The organism is Vibrio rotiferianus CAIM 577 = LMG 21460, from assembly GCF_002741985.1.
GTDB lineage: Bacteria > Pseudomonadota > Gammaproteobacteria > Enterobacterales > Vibrionaceae > Vibrio > Vibrio rotiferianus.
This window is the reverse complement of the sequence record NZ_APHW01000028.1, coordinates 82,790-99,026: the sequence shown is the minus strand read 5'-3', so window position 1 is coordinate 99,026 and position 16,237 is coordinate 82,790. Positions and strand designations below refer to the sequence as shown.

General features: G+C 44.9%; 8 protein-coding genes, 2 tRNA genes, 2 rRNA genes and 1 riboswitch. Of the genes, 6 read left to right on the top strand and 6 right to left on the bottom strand.

Features of this window, described 5'->3' with window-relative positions; all coding sequences use genetic code 11:
- The first annotated feature begins 156 nt into the window (after positions 1 to 156).
- From rrf (B853_RS13405) to B853_RS13390, 4 genes are all read left to right on the top strand, one after another.
- Positions 157 to 273 (top strand): 5S ribosomal RNA (rrf, locus tag B853_RS13405).
- Positions 274 to 370: 97 nt separating this feature from the next.
- Positions 371 to 446: transfer RNA gene (locus tag B853_RS13400), tRNA-Thr, on the top strand.
- An 18-nt stretch (positions 447 to 464) separates the two neighbouring features.
- Positions 465 to 581 (top strand): 5S ribosomal RNA (rrf, locus tag B853_RS13395).
- Positions 582 to 612: 31 nt separating this feature from the next.
- Positions 613 to 689: transfer RNA gene (locus tag B853_RS13390), tRNA-Asp, on the top strand.
- A gap of 565 nt (positions 690 to 1,254) precedes the next feature.
- On the opposite strand, the gene B853_RS13385 is transcribed toward B853_RS13390, so the two are convergent.
- Entirely contained in the window at positions 1,255 to 2,577 is a 1,323-nt protein-coding gene (locus tag B853_RS13385; RefSeq protein ID WP_010450518.1) for a cation:proton antiporter, read from the bottom strand.
- A gap of 191 nt (positions 2,578 to 2,768) precedes the next feature.
- Between B853_RS13385 and metH the strand changes: the two genes are divergently transcribed.
- Complete coding sequence (gene metH / locus B853_RS13380; RefSeq protein WP_038884618.1) at positions 2,769 to 6,449, top strand: methionine synthase; 3,681 nt, start codon at positions 2,769 to 2,771, stop codon at positions 6,447 to 6,449.
- Between the two features lie 67 nt (positions 6,450 to 6,516).
- On the opposite strand, the gene lysC is transcribed toward metH, so the two are convergent.
- A complete protein-coding gene (gene lysC, locus B853_RS13375; protein WP_005444309.1) occupies positions 6,517 to 7,869 on the bottom strand; it encodes a lysine-sensitive aspartokinase 3 in 1,353 nt (450 codons plus the stop codon).
- 123 nt (positions 7,870 to 7,992) lie between these two features.
- Positions 7,993 to 8,171, bottom strand: a riboswitch (Lysine riboswitch).
- Positions 8,172 to 8,394: 223 nt separating this feature from the next.
- Here lysC and B853_RS13365 point away from each other — a divergent pair.
- On the top strand, positions 8,395 to 9,516 hold the full coding sequence (locus B853_RS13365; protein WP_038884617.1) for a pyridoxal-phosphate-dependent aminotransferase family protein: 1,122 nt from the start codon (positions 8,395 to 8,397) through the stop codon (positions 9,514 to 9,516).
- 57 nt (positions 9,517 to 9,573) lie between these two features.
- Here B853_RS13365 and B853_RS13360 read toward each other — a convergent pair whose 3' ends face one another.
- From B853_RS13360 to B853_RS13345, 4 genes are all read right to left on the bottom strand, one after another.
- A complete protein-coding gene (locus B853_RS13360; RefSeq protein WP_038884615.1) occupies positions 9,574 to 11,358 on the bottom strand; it encodes a PglL family O-oligosaccharyltransferase in 1,785 nt (594 codons plus the stop codon).
- Positions 11,359 to 11,423: 65 nt separating this feature from the next.
- The gene (uvrA, locus tag B853_RS13355) at positions 11,424 to 14,246 is read right to left on the bottom strand and encodes an excinuclease ABC subunit UvrA (protein ID WP_038884614.1); all 2,823 of its coding nucleotides are present in this window, start codon (positions 14,244 to 14,246) and stop codon (positions 11,424 to 11,426) included.
- Positions 14,247 to 14,383: 137 nt separating this feature from the next.
- Entirely contained in the window at positions 14,384 to 15,259 is an 876-nt protein-coding gene (galU, locus tag B853_RS13350; protein ID WP_128826893.1) for a UTP--glucose-1-phosphate uridylyltransferase GalU, read from the bottom strand.
- A gap of 95 nt (positions 15,260 to 15,354) precedes the next feature.
- Positions 15,355 to 15,999: a LuxR C-terminal-related transcriptional regulator gene (locus B853_RS13345; RefSeq protein WP_010450508.1), complete on the bottom strand. Its 645-nt coding sequence runs from the start codon at positions 15,997 to 15,999 to the stop codon at positions 15,355 to 15,357.
- Positions 16,000 to 16,237 lie beyond the last annotated feature (238 nt).

Here is a 16,237-nt window from a genome sequence, read left to right as displayed (position 1 = left end):
ATAGGCAGGGTGTGTAAGCGTTGTGAGGCGTTGAGCTAACCTGTACTAATTGCCCGTGAGGCTTAACCATACAACACCCAAGGGGTTTTGATGGACTCAATGTAAGAACATTGAATGTGTTAAGAACGAAAACAGCTTTCCGAATTAAAGAATTTGCTTGGCGACCATAGCGATTTGGACCCACCTGATTTCCATTCCGAACTCAGAAGTGAAACGAATTAGCGCCGATGGTAGTGTGGGGCTTCCCCATGTGAGAGTAGGACATCGCCAGGCTTTAAATTTAGTTTTTACCTTTTTAAAGGTGAAGACGCTAGTTAAGAGAGCCCGTTTGTAAAAACGGGCTTTTTTAGTCCTAAAGGGACATCTTGATGCTGATATAGCTCAGGTGGTAGAGCGCATCCTTGGTAAGGATGAGGTCCCCAGTTCGAGTCTGGGTATCAGCACCATTTATAATCAGAATTTTGCTTGGCGACCATAGCGCTTTGGACCCACCTGACTTCCATTCCGAACTCAGAAGTGAAACGAAGTAGCGTCGATGGTAGTGTGGGGCTTCCCCATGTGAGAGTAGAACATCGCCAGGTTCTTATTTAGACTTCAAAGTCTGACCAATGCGGAGCGGTAGTTCAGTTGGTTAGAATACCGGCCTGTCACGCCGGGGGTCGCGGGTTCGAGTCCCGTCCGCTCCGCCACTTATTCAGACAAAGCCCTAGCAGAAATGCTAGGGCTTTTTCGTTTACGCTATTATTTTGGTCTACGACCAGCGAGCCCCGCTTGTGTGCGAGTCCAATTGAGTGCAAGCCCAGCCGCTCCGCCACTTATTTAGAAACCCAGCCTTCGGACTGGCTTTCTTCGTTTTAAAGCAAAGCGATTTTCTCCCTCAGGAGATGAGTCCTGCAAAAGTTTTGCCTCGAAGTTATCCCTGTACACGTAAAGCTTCTCATCAACTGGGCAGACTAAGTTTGTGAGGCTATTTTTGTAAATCTAGCCGCTTCCTTCACTTCATCAGCTTAGCTTTGAATCGCTACCTTCGACAGGTAATGTACGATGTCTCTGATTACTTGTAATAAAAGTAGATACTCTTGTACTAATCTTATTGATTCTAATTAACCTTTGCTGCACGTTTTTGGCTCAACTTGATATTTTCAAGTGGTGTTTAAAGCTCATATGTAATAAATCGAATTAAGCATAGTTTTCCTCATGTAGACATAAAAAAGGCAGCCTATTGGCTGCCATAAAATCTGATGGGACAAGTGGTCACTCTTGAGATATTTCAGAATCTTTTGTTTTATTCGATTCTTCTTCAAGTAATCGCTCTGCCATCTTTGCTTTCTCTATCATAGGTGTGATTGTCGAACCTTGGACGAGAATAGAGAATACAACAACCGAGTAGGTCATAACTAATATGATCTCTTTTACATCAATTAGCTTGTCCGGAATCACCCAAAAACCAGATGGTATAGATAATGCCATTGCGAGTGCCAATCCACCCCTTAACCCTCCCCAAGTAAGAATCTTGATAGACCAAGGGTTATATTTTCGGTATCGCTTAAATCCGATATAGGAGATAAATACACTTAAGTATCGAGCTGCAAGTACTAATGGTACGGATATCGCCATCATGATCCAGTCTTCTTTATGGAACTCGAATAGCAACATTGACATACCTATTAGTAGGAATAACACACCATTTAAGAATTCATCGACAAGTTCCCAGAAGTGGTCTAGATGATCTTCACTCTCTTTAGAGAAACCAATAAAGCGAGTCCAGTTACCAATCATGATGCCCGATACAACCATCGCAAGTGGACCTGATACATGTAGGTACTCTGCAAAAGCGTATCCAGCAGTTGGGATACCAATGGTCAACAATAGCTCCATTGAATGATCATCAGTTGCACTGATCAAGTAGTGGAATAGTAGTCCTAGCGCAAAGCCGTAGACGATCCCTCCAATGGCTTCTTGGATAAATAGAAGAGTTACACTTCCTACGGTAGGAGCTTCCGTTCCAAAAGCAATAGTAAATAGAGTTACAAATATGACGAGGCCAAAGCCATCGTTGAATAGTGATTCCCCTTCAATCTGAGTTGAAATTCGTCTTGGAGCATCAAGTTTCTTAACAATCGCGAGCACGGCGATTGGGTCAGTAGGTGAAATAAGTGCGCCAAACAATAAACAATAAATCAGATCAAATTGGATACCGATCAGGCTGCAAAAGCCATAGAGAACAAAACCTATGAAAAAGGTCGAGAAGAGCGTTGCACCCAAGGCAAGAACCGTAATCTCCCATTTTTGATCTTTGAGATTTGGTAGCTTAATCCCCAAGCCTCCTGCAAAGAGGAGGAACCCCAATATCCCCTTGAGTAAAAAGTCTTCGAAGTTGATTTTCGTAACAGTCTCAGTAGCTATCTCTGTGAGATGAAACCAGTCATTTTGACCTGCTATCAAAATAAGGAGAGAAAGTACCATTGAACCGGCGGTAATAGCGATGGTAGTTTGCATTTTTCCTATCTTGCTGTTTACAAAGGCAATAATCATTGCTGCAGCAGATAAGAAGCATAAGGTATGGTAAACCGACATAGAGCTCTCTATTTGTAACAATTTATGAATGGAATTTTCGGACGATGTTGACCAAATAGCAAACATTTTTTCGTGATATTACGGTAAGCAAGAATGGAGACAAAATAATCAGCAATTCGTATTTTAGACGTCTAGACTCCTTTAATTTGTGTGATAGGATGGAGAGATAACTAAAGGAATGAGGCTGTACTGTGGGAAGTAATGTAAGACAACAGATTGAAGCTCAATTAAAGCAACGTATCTTGCTGATCGATGGTGGTATGGGCACCATGATTCAGGGATACAAACTTGAAGAGCAGGACTATCGAGGAGAACGCTTTGCGGATTGGCATTGTGATCTAAAAGGCAACAACGATTTGTTGGTGCTCACTCAGCCTCAATTGATTAAGGAAATTCACAGCGCTTACTTAGAAGCTGGCGCTGATATTCTTGAGACCAATACTTTTAATGCGACGACGATTGCGATGGCTGACTATGAAATGGAAAGCCTGAGTGAGGAAATCAACTTTGCCGCTGCAAAGCTTGCTCGTGAAGCCGCTGATGAGTGGACGGCAAAAACGCCAGAGCGCCCACGTTATGTCGCGGGTGTGCTTGGCCCAACAAACCGCACTTGTTCTATCTCCCCTGATGTAAACGATCCGGGCTATCGTAACGTCAGCTTCGATGAGCTTGTTGAAGCTTATTCAGAATCCACTCGAGCGCTGATAAAAGGCGGCTCTGATCTTATTCTGATCGAGACCATCTTCGATACGCTTAACGCTAAAGCTTGTGCCTTCGCGGTTGATAGTGTTTTTGAAGAATTAGGCATCGAGTTACCAGTTATGATCTCCGGTACAATTACCGATGCTTCTGGACGCACCCTCTCAGGTCAAACTACGGAAGCCTTCTATAACTCTCTTCGTCATGTTAACCCGATTTCATTTGGTTTGAACTGTGCGCTTGGCCCTGACGAACTACGCCCGTACGTAGAAGAGCTTTCTCGTATTTCGGAATCTTTTGTTTCTACTCACCCAAATGCGGGTCTACCGAATGCGTTTGGTGAGTATGACCTTTCGCCAGAAGATATGGCGGAACACGTTAAAGAGTGGGCGGAGAGTGGTTTCCTCAACCTAATTGGTGGTTGTTGTGGTACCACGCCAGAGCATATTCGCCATATGGCAATGGCAGTTGAAGGTGTGAAACCTCGTGATTTGCCTGAGCTTACGGTTGCGTGTCGTTTATCCGGTCTTGAGCCTCTTACTATTGAAAAAGAGACGCTGTTTATCAACGTAGGTGAGCGTACTAACGTAACTGGTTCTGCTCGCTTTAAACGCCTGATCAAAGAAGAACTTTACGACGAAGCTCTGGAAGTTGCTCGCCAACAAGTTGAGAGCGGCGCTCAGATCATCGACATCAACATGGATGAAGGCATGTTGGATGCAGAAGCGTGTATGGTTCGCTTCCTAAACCTATGCGCATCTGAGCCTGAAATCTCCAAAGTGCCTATCATGGTCGACTCCTCTAAATGGGAGGTGATCGAGTCGGGTCTGAAGTGTATTCAGGGCAAGGGCATCGTAAACTCCATCTCTTTGAAAGAAGGTAAAGAGAAGTTTGTTGAGCAAGCAAAACTGATTCGTCGATACGGTGCCGCAGTTATCGTTATGGCGTTTGACGAAGTTGGTCAGGCAGAAACACGTGAGCGTAAGCTAGAAATCTGTACAAACGCTTACCGTATCTTGGTTGATGAAGTCGGCTTCCCACCAGAAGATATCATCTTTGACCCGAACATCTTTGCAGTTGCGACGGGTATCGAAGAGCACAACAACTACGCCGTGGATTTCATCGAAGCGGTTGCAGACATCAAGCGCGACTTACCTCACGCGATGATCTCTGGTGGTGTGTCTAACGTTTCCTTCTCATTCCGCGGCAATAACTACGTTCGTGAAGCGATTCATGCGGTGTTCCTATACCACTGTTTTAAAAACGGTATGGACATGGGCATCGTGAACGCGGGTCAGTTAGAAATTTACGATAACGTTCCTGATAAGCTGCGTGAGGCAGTAGAAGATGTGGTTCTTAACCGTCGTGATGATTCGACTGAGCGACTACTTGATATCGCTGCAGAATACGCAGGTAAAGGCGTTGGTAAAGAAGAAGATGCTTCTGCACTAGAGTGGCGTACTTGGGCGGTAGAAAAACGTCTGGAGCATGCACTGGTTAAAGGCATTACGGAGTTCATTGTCGAAGATACCGAAGAGGCTCGCCTCAATGCCTCTAAGCCGCTTGAAGTAATTGAAGGTCCATTGATGGATGGCATGAACGTGGTGGGTGACTTATTTGGTGAAGGAAAGATGTTCCTTCCTCAGGTAGTGAAATCAGCGCGTGTTATGAAGCAGGCAGTAGCGCACTTAGAACCTTTCATCAATAAAGAGAAGCAAGCGGGCTCTTCCAACGGTAAGATTTTGTTGGCTACGGTAAAAGGTGACGTTCACGATATCGGTAAGAACATTGTTGGCGTGGTTCTGCAATGTAACAACTACGAGATCATCGATCTTGGCGTAATGGTGCCATGTGAGAAGATCCTCAAGGTAGCCAAAGAAGAAAACGTCGATATCATTGGTCTTTCTGGTTTGATTACTCCGTCTCTCGATGAAATGGTGCATGTAGCCAAAGAAATGGAGCGTCTTGATTTCGATCTTCCGCTTCTGATTGGTGGTGCGACAACATCAAAAGCGCATACGGCAGTTAAGATTGAGCAGAACTACAAGAACCCTGTAGTGTATGTGAACAATGCTTCGCGAGCGGTTGGTGTATGTACTTCATTGTTGTCTGATGAACTCCGTCCTGCATTTGTAGAAAAGTTGGATGAAGATTACGTTCGCGTTCGTGATCAGCACAATCGTAAAAAGCCACGTACTAAACCTGTCACTTTAGAAGCAGCACGTGCGAACAAAGTCGCGATTGATTGGGATACGTATACGCCTCCAGTACCAGCGAAGCCAGGCATCCATATCTTTGATGACTTTGAAGTGTCGACTTTGCGTAAGTACATCGACTGGACGCCTTTCTTTATGACTTGGTCATTAGTCGGTAAGTATCCAACAATCTTTGACCATGAAGAAGTGGGAGAAGAGGCTCAGCGCCTGTACAAAGATGCCAACGAGTTATTGGATCGTGTTGAGCATGAAGGGTTACTCAAAGCACGCGGTATGTGTGGTCTGTTCCCTGCCGCGAGTGTCGGTGATGATATTGAAGTTTACACTGACGAATCGCGTACAGAAGTGGCAAAAGTACTGCATAACTTGCGTCAGCAAACAGAGAAACCAAAAGGCTTCAACTACTGCCTGTCGGATTATGTTGCCCCGAAAGAGTCTGGTAAGCACGATTGGGTTGGTGCTTTTGCTGTAACCGGCGGTATCGGTGAACGCGAACTTGCTGACGAATACAAAGCACAGGGTGATGATTACAATGCCATCATGATTCAAGCGGTAGCGGACCGTCTGGCGGAAGCATTTGCTGAGTATCTACATGAGCGTGTACGCAAAGAGATTTGGGGTTACGCTGTGGATGAAGCTCTGTCGAATGAAGAACTGATTCGTGAGAAATACCAAGGTATTCGACCTGCTCCAGGCTATCCTGCCTGTCCAGAGCATACTGAAAAAGGACCGCTTTGGGAGCTGATGGATGTTGAAGAAAACATTGGTATGTCACTGACATCGAGCTATGCGATGTACCCAGGAGCATCCGTATCGGGTTGGTACTTCTCGCATCCTGATTCTCGTTACTTTGCGATCGCTCAGATCCAAGAAGATCAGCTGCAAAGCTATGCTGATCGTAAAGGCTGGGATAGGATCGAAGCGGAAAAATGGTTAGGTCCCAACATTAACGGTTAACCAAACCATATAGAAACTAAAAGGGCTGCCATGTGCAGCCCTTGTTCATTAGTGAATGAAAGCAGTCTTATTGCTCGAACAATTCAGTATGCAGTTTTTGGATCGCTTGGCGAGATACGGACTCGTGAACAAGGAAGCACAGGTTATGTGGGCTTGCTCCGTAACAGATCATACGTAGGTTGAAGTCTTCTAACGTGCCAAATACTTGCTTCGCATAGCCTTTGCTTTCACTCATGTTGTTACCAATCAGAGCGACGAGGCATAGGTCGTGCTCCACTTCTACTTTACATAGCTCTTCAAGCTCTTCACGCGCGGCTTGTGGCAATTGAGGAGCGCCGCCAGACGTGTCTGTTTGATCAAGAGTGAGTGACACACTAATTTCAGATGTGGTGATCAGGTCAACAGAGATTTTGTGCTTCGCTAGGATCTCAAATACTTTCGCTAAGAAGCCGTATGCGTGGAACATGTTAGCACTGCGTAATGTCACCATGGTTTGGTTGCAGCGCAGAGCAAGTGCTCGGAATAAAGGTGAGCTCTCTACTTGGTGGCGGATCCATGTACCACCTTTTTCCGGTTCTTTAGACGAGCCTACGAATACAGGGATGTCGTGACGAAGTGCCGGAACTAGCGTTGAAGGGTGCAGAATTTTTGCGCCGAAGTTTGCCATCTCTGATGCTTCGCTAAAGCTGATCTCTGGGATTGGCGCTGCTTTTGAGGCGATACGTGGGTCTGTGGTATAGATGCCCGGTACGTCGGTCCAAATCTCTAGACCTGCTGCTTTCACACCTTCTGCAATGAGTGCTGCACTGTAGTCACTGCCGCCACGGCCAAGAGTGGTTGTGTTGCCTTCTTCATCTGAGCCAATAAAACCTTGGGTGATCACCACGTATTCTTGGCAAAGTGGGACTAACTTTTCTTGTGCTAGTTGTGAAATGGTCTCGACATTAGGTTCAGCTCGACCAAAGTTTCCATCGGTTTTTAACACGTCGCGAATATCAAAACGAACTGCGTTCACACCACGCTCACGCATTAGTTGTGCAAGGATATGAGTCGACATTAATTCACCACAAGCGACTAAATGGTCTGTCAGTTTGGTGCTTGCTTGGATTGAAGCAGCCTCTGCCAAGCTCGTGACGGTATCAAGAATCGAATAAACCTCAGCTGCTGCTTCGGTTGCGTTTTCTAGCTGCGACAGAATCGATTCGTGGATGCCTGCTAGTTTCTGAAGTACTTCTGCTCGATGTTCTTGGTCTTGAACACCATTTGCCAGCTCAACCAATAAGTTAGTGACACCTGAGCAAGCGCTGCTGACGACAAGACGAGTATTTGGGTTGTTTTCTATGATAGTGGAGCAACGACTCATTGCCTCAAAGTTGGCAACACTGGTTCCACCGAATTTTGCTACGTTAAATGCGCTCACTGCGTTCTCCCACGACTTCCTGAAAAAATAACAACAATTAATTGGTTGCCCAATACATCCAATGTTTGGTGAGGAAAGGAACAGAGCAAATAGAGAGGTAGTTAGAATGTAATTTGAAAATTTACCCTCAGAAGCTCTTCATCATACGGCGCTGATGACAGTTGATGGGACTCAACCCAAGTCAACCGACAAGTCAAATCCTGCAACTTTGACTTACCTCGGCACTACTCCCCCTGAGTGATTGGTATTGGAATTGCGGCTCCACAAATCACCTGCCTGGGTAGTGCTCCTCTTCTGCATAAAGCTTAAACATTGAACGGTTTTGCTGTCACATTGTCAACCAATATCTCAACCATTATGAAAGTTTTTATTAACGAATTTGTGACAGTGGTTTGACCTCTATACTTAGGGCTAATTGCCGATAGAGGAAAAATCTATTAGGGTGAAAACTCCGATGCCTGAGCCAGCATTTTACATAGAACTTTTATAACGCTCGGGATGAATGACTGCAATCAAGGAGCTGACATGCCGATCCAAAGCTTTATTCCCCCACATCGTATTTTAATGGGACCTGGTCCATCTGATATTTCACCTCAGGTTTTACAAGCGCTTAGCCGTCCAACAATTGGTCACCTAGACCCACTTTTCATTGCTATGATGGATGAACTAAAACAACTGCTTAAATACGCTTTCCAAACGGAAAATGAATTTACCATTGCAGTCTCTGCGCCGGGCAGTGCAGGCATGGAAACGTGCTTTGTCAACTTGATTGAAAAGGGCGACAAAGTCATCGTCTGCCGCAATGGTGTTTTCGGTGAGCGTATGCGTGAAAACGTGGTTCGTGCTGGTGGCGAAGCGGTTGTCGTCGATGACGAGTGGGGAACGCCTGTATCGGTCGATAAAGTTGAAGAAGCGTTAAAGCAGCACCCTGATGCGAAGATTCTTGCTTTTGTTCATGCAGAAACGTCGACAGGCGCGGTGAGTGACGCCCAGGCCTTGGGTAAGCTGGCGAAGCAATACGGTTTGCTATCGATTGTCGATGCTGTAACCTCACTTGGTGGTGTGCCCCTTAACGTTGATGAGTGGCAGTTAGATGCTGTGTATTCGGGCAGCCAAAAATGTTTGTCGTGTGTTCCTGGCTTATCACCAGTCACTCTTTCTCCAGCTGCTATTGAGAAGATTCAATCCAGGACGACACCGGTTCAAAGCTGGTTCTTGGATCAAAGCTTAGTGCTGGGTTACTGGAGCGGAGAAGGCAAGCGCAGTTATCACCACACAGCGCCGGTGAACAGTTTGTATGCGCTACATGAAGCTCTACTTATCCTTAAAAATGAAGGCTTAGAAAATGCATGGGCGCGTCACCAGTTAATGCATGAGAAGCTTAAAGCGGGTCTGCAAAAACTAGGTTTTGAATTCGTGGTAGAAGAAGAACATCGTCTACCACAGCTTAATGCGATTTATGTCCCTGAAGGAATTGATGAAGCAAAAGTGCGGAATCACTTACTTGAAACCTACAACCTAGAGATTGGTGCAGGTCTTGGTGCATTGGCGGGTAAAGCATGGCGAATTGGACTTATGGGCTATGGTGCTCGACCTGAAAATGTTGCTTTGTGTTTGCGAGCGTTAGAAGAGTCTCTGACTGAATAAACCGCCTCAGTCATGAGCTAAAGAAAAGCGAAGGTCATTCCTTCGCTTTTTTTGCATTTATTGCTCAGCACCGGAAGCCGGTGTTGGTGAAGTAGAGATGGCTTGAGAAGGTGGCTGATAGTTGACGCCACTGAAATCAATTTTAGGGAACAGGAACTGTGCCTCTGCACGAATTTGTTCTGCCTTGCTTGTGTCATCCAACCCTTGATATGCCAGTATCAAGTTGTTGTAAAACGCTGGGCGTGGCTTGTCTTTAATGATTTCCAAAGACCAATCAATGTAAGGCTGAATCAAGGTTGGATCTTGCTTGTATAAACCGATGTTTAAGAAAGTGCTGTATACATCCCAATCGAAACGATCTTTCCAAACCACGGGGTTCGTCACCTGATTTAAGATATCCGGATTGGTCGGGCGCGTGGTTTCAAACTTGGTTAATACATAGTTGGTATGCAGCGCACTTAACATGTAAAAGCTGATAGCAGCGGGTATAACTATACTACAGACTCTCAGCAGGCTTTTTGTAACTTTACTAAAATGAACTTTTCTATATCGAGAGACTCTCTGATCAACCCAATAAAGTAAAATAACAAAGATTACCCAATGGATGAAGGAATGATAAAACGGATACTCTAGCTGTGAGTGCATCAAAATAGGGATAAACAAAGCAAGAATAGCTAGGCGAGTTCCCCTTTTTGCATGGTAAATACGAAAAAGCACCAAGCCAGCAGCCAGTGTAATGCCAATAATTGGCAGCAATCCCCCTTCTACCCCCCAATATAGCAACTCATTATGTGGGTGATCCAAAGCTGGTAAACCGCTAGGGTAGTTTTCATTTAATGCATGCTGTCTAGCTGTATACAGAATGTATGAGGATTCAAAGTTACCGTAACCATAGCCAGTAAACGGCTTCTCGATCAGCATATCCAGCCCTTGTTTATAGAGCGTACTTCTTATGTCATCGGAAGCTGTTGCTTTTTGACTGAGGCTGTTACTACTCTCATTTTTAACGATGGCTAATGTGGTGCCAATCATAAGGCCAATCAGGATTGAAAATAGCCAGCAAACTAGTCGTTTTTTAGTGGTAAAACGGAATAGATATGGAATTAGTAAGAGCAAAACAAAAATGCAACTCAGCCACCCTGTTCTAGATGCGAGTACGATAACTAACGGTATAGTCAAAATAGGGACTAAGTACAAAATAATAATATCACTGAGCTTACGTTCATACTTATAAGGTTGTCTTGCTAAAAGGTAACCTGCAATCGCTAACCCTGTTACTAGGAAGCTAGCCATTACATTTGGTTGTTGGAAAATACCATATGGTCTATTGGCAACTGTGTCATATCCAAAGATATTACCGGGTTGCAATACTACAAACTGGATGAAACCAAACAGTGACTCAATGATCACCGCGAGTACGACGAACCACAAGAGTCTCTGCTTGTGCTTGTTGCTGAATTTAAATTGTTGTAGCAAAACGAATAATATCAACCCAGTCCATAGACCGATAAGCTGATTTGCAGAGTGTTCAATATTCGCATTGGGGAAAAGCACAGGTATGGAAATGATCACACCGCTAAATAGCAGGCCAATGGTTAATTTTGAGTATCTTACTTCTCTATTTGTTGCTAAATGATATAAGCCTATTCCAAGGCTGATACTCAAACCAATCCAAGTTGTGGCGTTAAAAGAGAGGGCAAGCCCTGATCCGCCAGGGTTTGGCATAAATATATGCATCGCAAGTAGAAAAACAACAGTGAGAGAAATAAGAAACTTGCGATTTAGAGGCGCTTTCACTCTATTTGGAGAAAGTTTTGTGCCACTTACATGTATCGTTGCCATGAAATTACGCCATTACTATTAAAAAAAGACCAGCGAAGGCTGGTCTTTTACTTTACCTGTTTTTTCTAATTCAACATAGGCTTAAGGAAGCGAGCGGTGTGCGAACCTTCGATCTGAGACACATCTTCTGGTGTTCCTTGCGCGATGATCTCACCGCCACCTTGTCCGCCTTCGGGACCTAAGTCGATAATCCAGTCTGCCGTCTTAATTACATCAAGGTTGTGTTCAATGACGACAACGGTATTTCCGTGGTCACGCAGACGGTGCAGTACGGTTAGTAGCTGCTGGATATCGTGGAAGTGCAGTCCGGTTGTCGGTTCATCCAAAATGTATAAGGTTTTGCCGGTATCACGTTTAGACAGCTCTCTAGCCAGTTTCACACGCTGAGCTTCACCACCTGACAATGTAGTTGCTGCTTGACCTAAACGAATGTAAGACAAACCTACATCCATCAGAGTTTGCAGCTTACGAGCAATAGCAGGTACTGGATCGAAGAAAGTGCGTGCATCTTCTACCGTCATTTCCAGTACTTCATCAATGGTCTTGCCTTTGTAACGTACTTCAAGTGTTTCGCGGTTGTAGCGTTTACCTTTACACACATCACAAGGAACGTAGACGTCAGGGAGGAAGTGCATTTCCACCTTGATTACACCATCGCCCTGACAGGCCTCACAGCGACCACCGCGTACGTTAAAGCTAAAGCGCCCCGGCTTGTAACCGCGAGAGCGTGACTCTTGCGTGCCCGCAAAAAGTTCACGAATCGGAGTAAAGATTCCCGTGTAAGTTGCTGGGTTTGAACGTGGCGTACGACCGATAGGACTTTGGTCAATGTCGATAACTTTATCGAAGTGCTCTAACCCTTTGATTGTTTTGTATGGTGAAGGGTGCGCAGTTGTTGCACCGTTCAACTGGGTATGGGCGATCTTAAAGAAGGTATCGTTGATCAGAGTCGACTTACCTGAACCAGATACCCCCGTAATACAGCTGAACAAGCCAACAGGAACGGAAAGGTCGACATTCTTTAAGTTGTTACCTGTCGCACCAAGTAGTTCAACGGTTTTCTTTGGATCGCGTGGCGTACGCTCTTTTGGTACTGCAATCTCTTTCGCACCACTGAGGTACTGACCAGTCAGTGAGTTCGGATTGGCGATGATCTCGTCCATCGTACCCTCAGCGACCACGTTACCACCGTGTACACCTGCACCTGGACCGATATCGATCACGTGATCAGCACAACGAATCGCATCTTCATCGTGCTCAACCACTAATACTGTGTTACCCAAATCTCTTAGGTGGGTCAGGGTTTTCAATAGGCGTTCGTTATCACGCTGGTGGAGGCCAATTGATGGCTCATCCAGAACGTACATGACACCCACTAAACCAGCACCAATTTGGCTCGCTAAACGAATACGTTGAGCTTCGCCACCCGATAGGGTTTCTGCACTGCGCGATAAGTTGAGGTAGTTCAAGCCTACGTTCACCAAGAACTGCAGGCGATCATTGATTTCCTTCATCACTTTTTCAGCGATTTGGGCGCGTTGACCTTCGAGCTTCAAAGTGTGGAAGAATTCCAATGCGTCGGCGATGCTGAGTTCAACAATCTCGGGTAGTGTCGTATCGGCGATAAAGACGTTACGAGCTTCAAGGCGCAGACGAGTACCACCACAGCTTGAGCAAGACTTAGTAGATATGTATTTTGCAAGCTCTTCACGTACCGAGTTAGATTCAGTATCGCGGTAACGGCGTTCAAGTGTGTTCAGGATCCCTTCAAAAGGATGGCGCTTAACGCGAATGTCACCACGGTCGTTAATGTACTTGAACTCAACTTCAGTACGCCCCGACCCTTTAAGAATGATGTCTTGGGTTCTCTTTGGTAGAGAGTTAAATGGTGCGTGAAGATCGAAGTCGTAATGATCCGCCAGCGCTGTCAACATCTGGAAATAATAGTAGTTCTTTTGATCCCAACCTCGAATCGCACCTTGTGCCAAACTCAGCGTTTCATCTTGAATAACTCGGCTTGGGTCGAAATATTGCTGCACGCCCAAACCATCACAGGTACCACACGCGCCAGCAGGGTTGTTGAAAGAGAACAATCGAGGCTCAAGTTCTTGCATGCTGTAGCCACAAATTGGACAAGCAAAGTTGGCTGAGAAGATCACTTCTTCGCCTTCGCCGTCCATTGGTGCCACAACCGCAATACCACCAGAAAGCTCTAGCGTGGTTTCGAAGGATTCAGCTAAACGTTGCTGCAAATCTGGGCGAACTTTAAAGCGGTCTACAACCACTTCAATAGTGTGTTTCTTGTGCAGTTCTAGTGGTGGTGGATCAGAAAGATCGCAAGTTTCACCATCGATACGTGCGCGGATGAAACCTTGAGCTGCTAGGTTTTCCAGTGTCTTAACGTGCTCACCTTTACGCTCTTTCACGATAGGAGCAAGTAGCATCATTTTGCTGCCTTCTGGCAACTCTAAGACTTTATCGACCATCTGGCTGATGGTTTGAGCGGCCAGAGGCGTATGGTGCGTCGGACAACGAGGTTCACCAACGCGAGCGTAAAGTAGACGCAGGTAATCGTATACCTCGGTAATGGTACCGACGGTAGAACGTGGGTTGTGTGATGTTGATTTCTGCTCAATCGAGATAGCAGGAGACAAACCTTCGATGTGGTCAACATCTGGCTTTTCCATAAGAGACAAAAATTGGCGCGCGTAAGCTGATAGCGACTCTACGTAACGTCTTTGACCTTCAGCGTACAAAGTATCGAATGCGAGAGAGGATTTACCAGAACCACTCAAACCAGTAATGACAATCAGTTTATCGCGGGGGATAGTGAGGTTGATGTCTTTGAGGTTATGGGTGCGGGCACCACGAACTTCTATTTTATCCATCGTTTTTGCTCTATGTATAACCAAGTGACGCAAGTATTACATAGTGTGAGAAATGTGCAAAGAAAATACTGGACAAAAAAACAGTAAAAGAAAGCCCAGCATTTAGCTGGGCTTTAGAATCAGTAAGTTTGAGCTATTTATACTTCTTTCTTCGTTGCGTGTTTACCTAGCTCAGACTTCTTTTCGTCTTTTAGGTACAGGTTTTCGAAGCAGTAGTTTGTGGCTTCGATGTAACCTTCTACGCTACCACAGTCGAAACGTTGACCCTTAAATTTGTACGCCAATACACAACCTGCTTTCGCTTGCTTAAGCAATGCGTCAGTGATTTGGATCTCACCACCTTTACCAGGTTCAGTATTTTCAATCAGTTCGAAAATATCTGGAGTCAGGATATAGCGACCGATGATTGCTAGGTTGCTTGGCGCAGTACCTTGCTCTGGCTTTTCTACCATGTCGTCTACGCGGTAGATATCGTCTTTAATCATCTCACCAGAGATAACGCCGTATTTGTGAGTTTCTTCTTCGGGAACCTCTTGGACAGCAACGATTGAGCAACGGAATTGCTTAAACAGTGCGACCATTTGAGCTAAAACGCCTTCCTTTTCGTTTACACAAAGATCATCAGCCAGAACTACTGCAAATGGGTTGTCTCCAACTAGTTCGCGGCCTGTTAGGATTGCATGGCCTAAACCTTTCATTTCACGTTGACGGATGTAGGTAAAGTTAGCTGAATCAATGATTTCACGGATATCAACCAATAGCTCTTCTTTGTTGGTTCCACTGATCTGATGTTCCAGTTCGTAGTTTTTATCAAAGTGGTCCATGATAGAGTGCTTGCCACGACCTGTTACGATACACATGCCGTTCATACCCGCTTGGATCGCCTCTTCTACACCGTATTCAATCAGTGGCTTGTTCACGACAGGCATCATTTCTTTTGGCATAGACTTAGTTGCGGGAAGAAAGCGGGTCCCATAACCCGCTGCGGGGAACAAGCATTTTTTATCATATATGATCCTTTGTTATTCGATTATCTAGCCTGTAGATATTGGAGTACTTTACCATGCTCGATGTGTAATTATTATGAATAAAGTACGAAAACAGGGATTTATGACAGCAAATTCTGATCTGCCCATGCTATCGCTTGAACCCGATTTTTGACGGATAACTTTTTAAAAATTTGGTATAGGTGCGACTTTATTGTGAATTCACTGACAAATAACTCTTCTGCCATCTGGCAATTGGAGGCTCCTGCTTGCAAACAGCGTAAAACTTGTAACTCGCGAATGGTGAGGTCAACGGTTGCTGGAGTGGTATGGGAGCTGACGACATTGCGATAGTAGTGCAAAAGTTGGCTCGTGACATTCCTAGGCAACCAGTTTTGGCCGTTTATGATTTCTTTGAATCCCTCTGCGATATTTTCAGCACTATCTTCTTTATAGAACAGTCCTTTTAGCTGGCCGAACGAGAGTAACTCGTCCGTAGTTAGGCGTTTTGGGACGTTAAATATGATTGTTTCAAAGTTCTTCCATACTAATGGAAGATTCTTAATCGAAAGAATCAAGTCTTTGTGTTCTTCAAAATCAATGAGTAAGATCTTATTGCGGTGCTTAGGGTTGGCTTCCATAAGGTCATCAATACCAATGAGAGGAATATCCATATCAGCATATTTCTTCAGCTGTGTTAGCTGAGAACTTTCATCTTGTTTTAAGCTGATAAGAAAGAGTTTTCTCGCATAAGCAGATTTTCTCATGAGCAGGTTACTCCAGTTAATATGATTGGAATAACGGTGACATCAAATCTGCAAATGAACTAGTGGCTTTGAAGAGAATTGCGTTTAGTTTCAAAGCCTAAAGAAACGAATGATGTAATGTGATTCACATTTGCTACTCCTTAATCAAGAAAAGAGATTTTAGTTCCAGATATTTGGTGAATGACTGACAATCTAATTGGGCTTTAATCAAGTCAGCAAAGCGTGTTATTCTAATGCG

What these genes read in the sequence shown, in the direction of transcription:
- B853_RS13345 (WP_010450508.1), bottom strand. Translation starts at nt 15,999, where the DNA reads ATGAGAAAATCTGCTTATGCGAGAAAACTCTTTCTTATCAGCTTAAAA.
- B853_RS13365 (WP_038884617.1), top strand. Translation starts at nt 8,395, where the DNA reads ATGCCGATCCAAAGCTTTATTCCCCCACATCGTATTTTAATGGGACCT.
- uvrA (WP_038884614.1), bottom strand. Translation starts at nt 14,246, where the DNA reads ATGGATAAAATAGAAGTTCGTGGTGCCCGCACCCATAACCTCAAAGAC.
- B853_RS13360 (WP_038884615.1), bottom strand. Translation starts at nt 11,358, where the DNA reads ATGGCAACGATACATGTAAGTGGCACAAAACTTTCTCCAAATAGAGTG.
- B853_RS13385 (WP_010450518.1), bottom strand. Translation starts at nt 2,577, where the DNA reads ATGTCGGTTTACCATACCTTATGCTTCTTATCTGCTGCAGCAATGATT.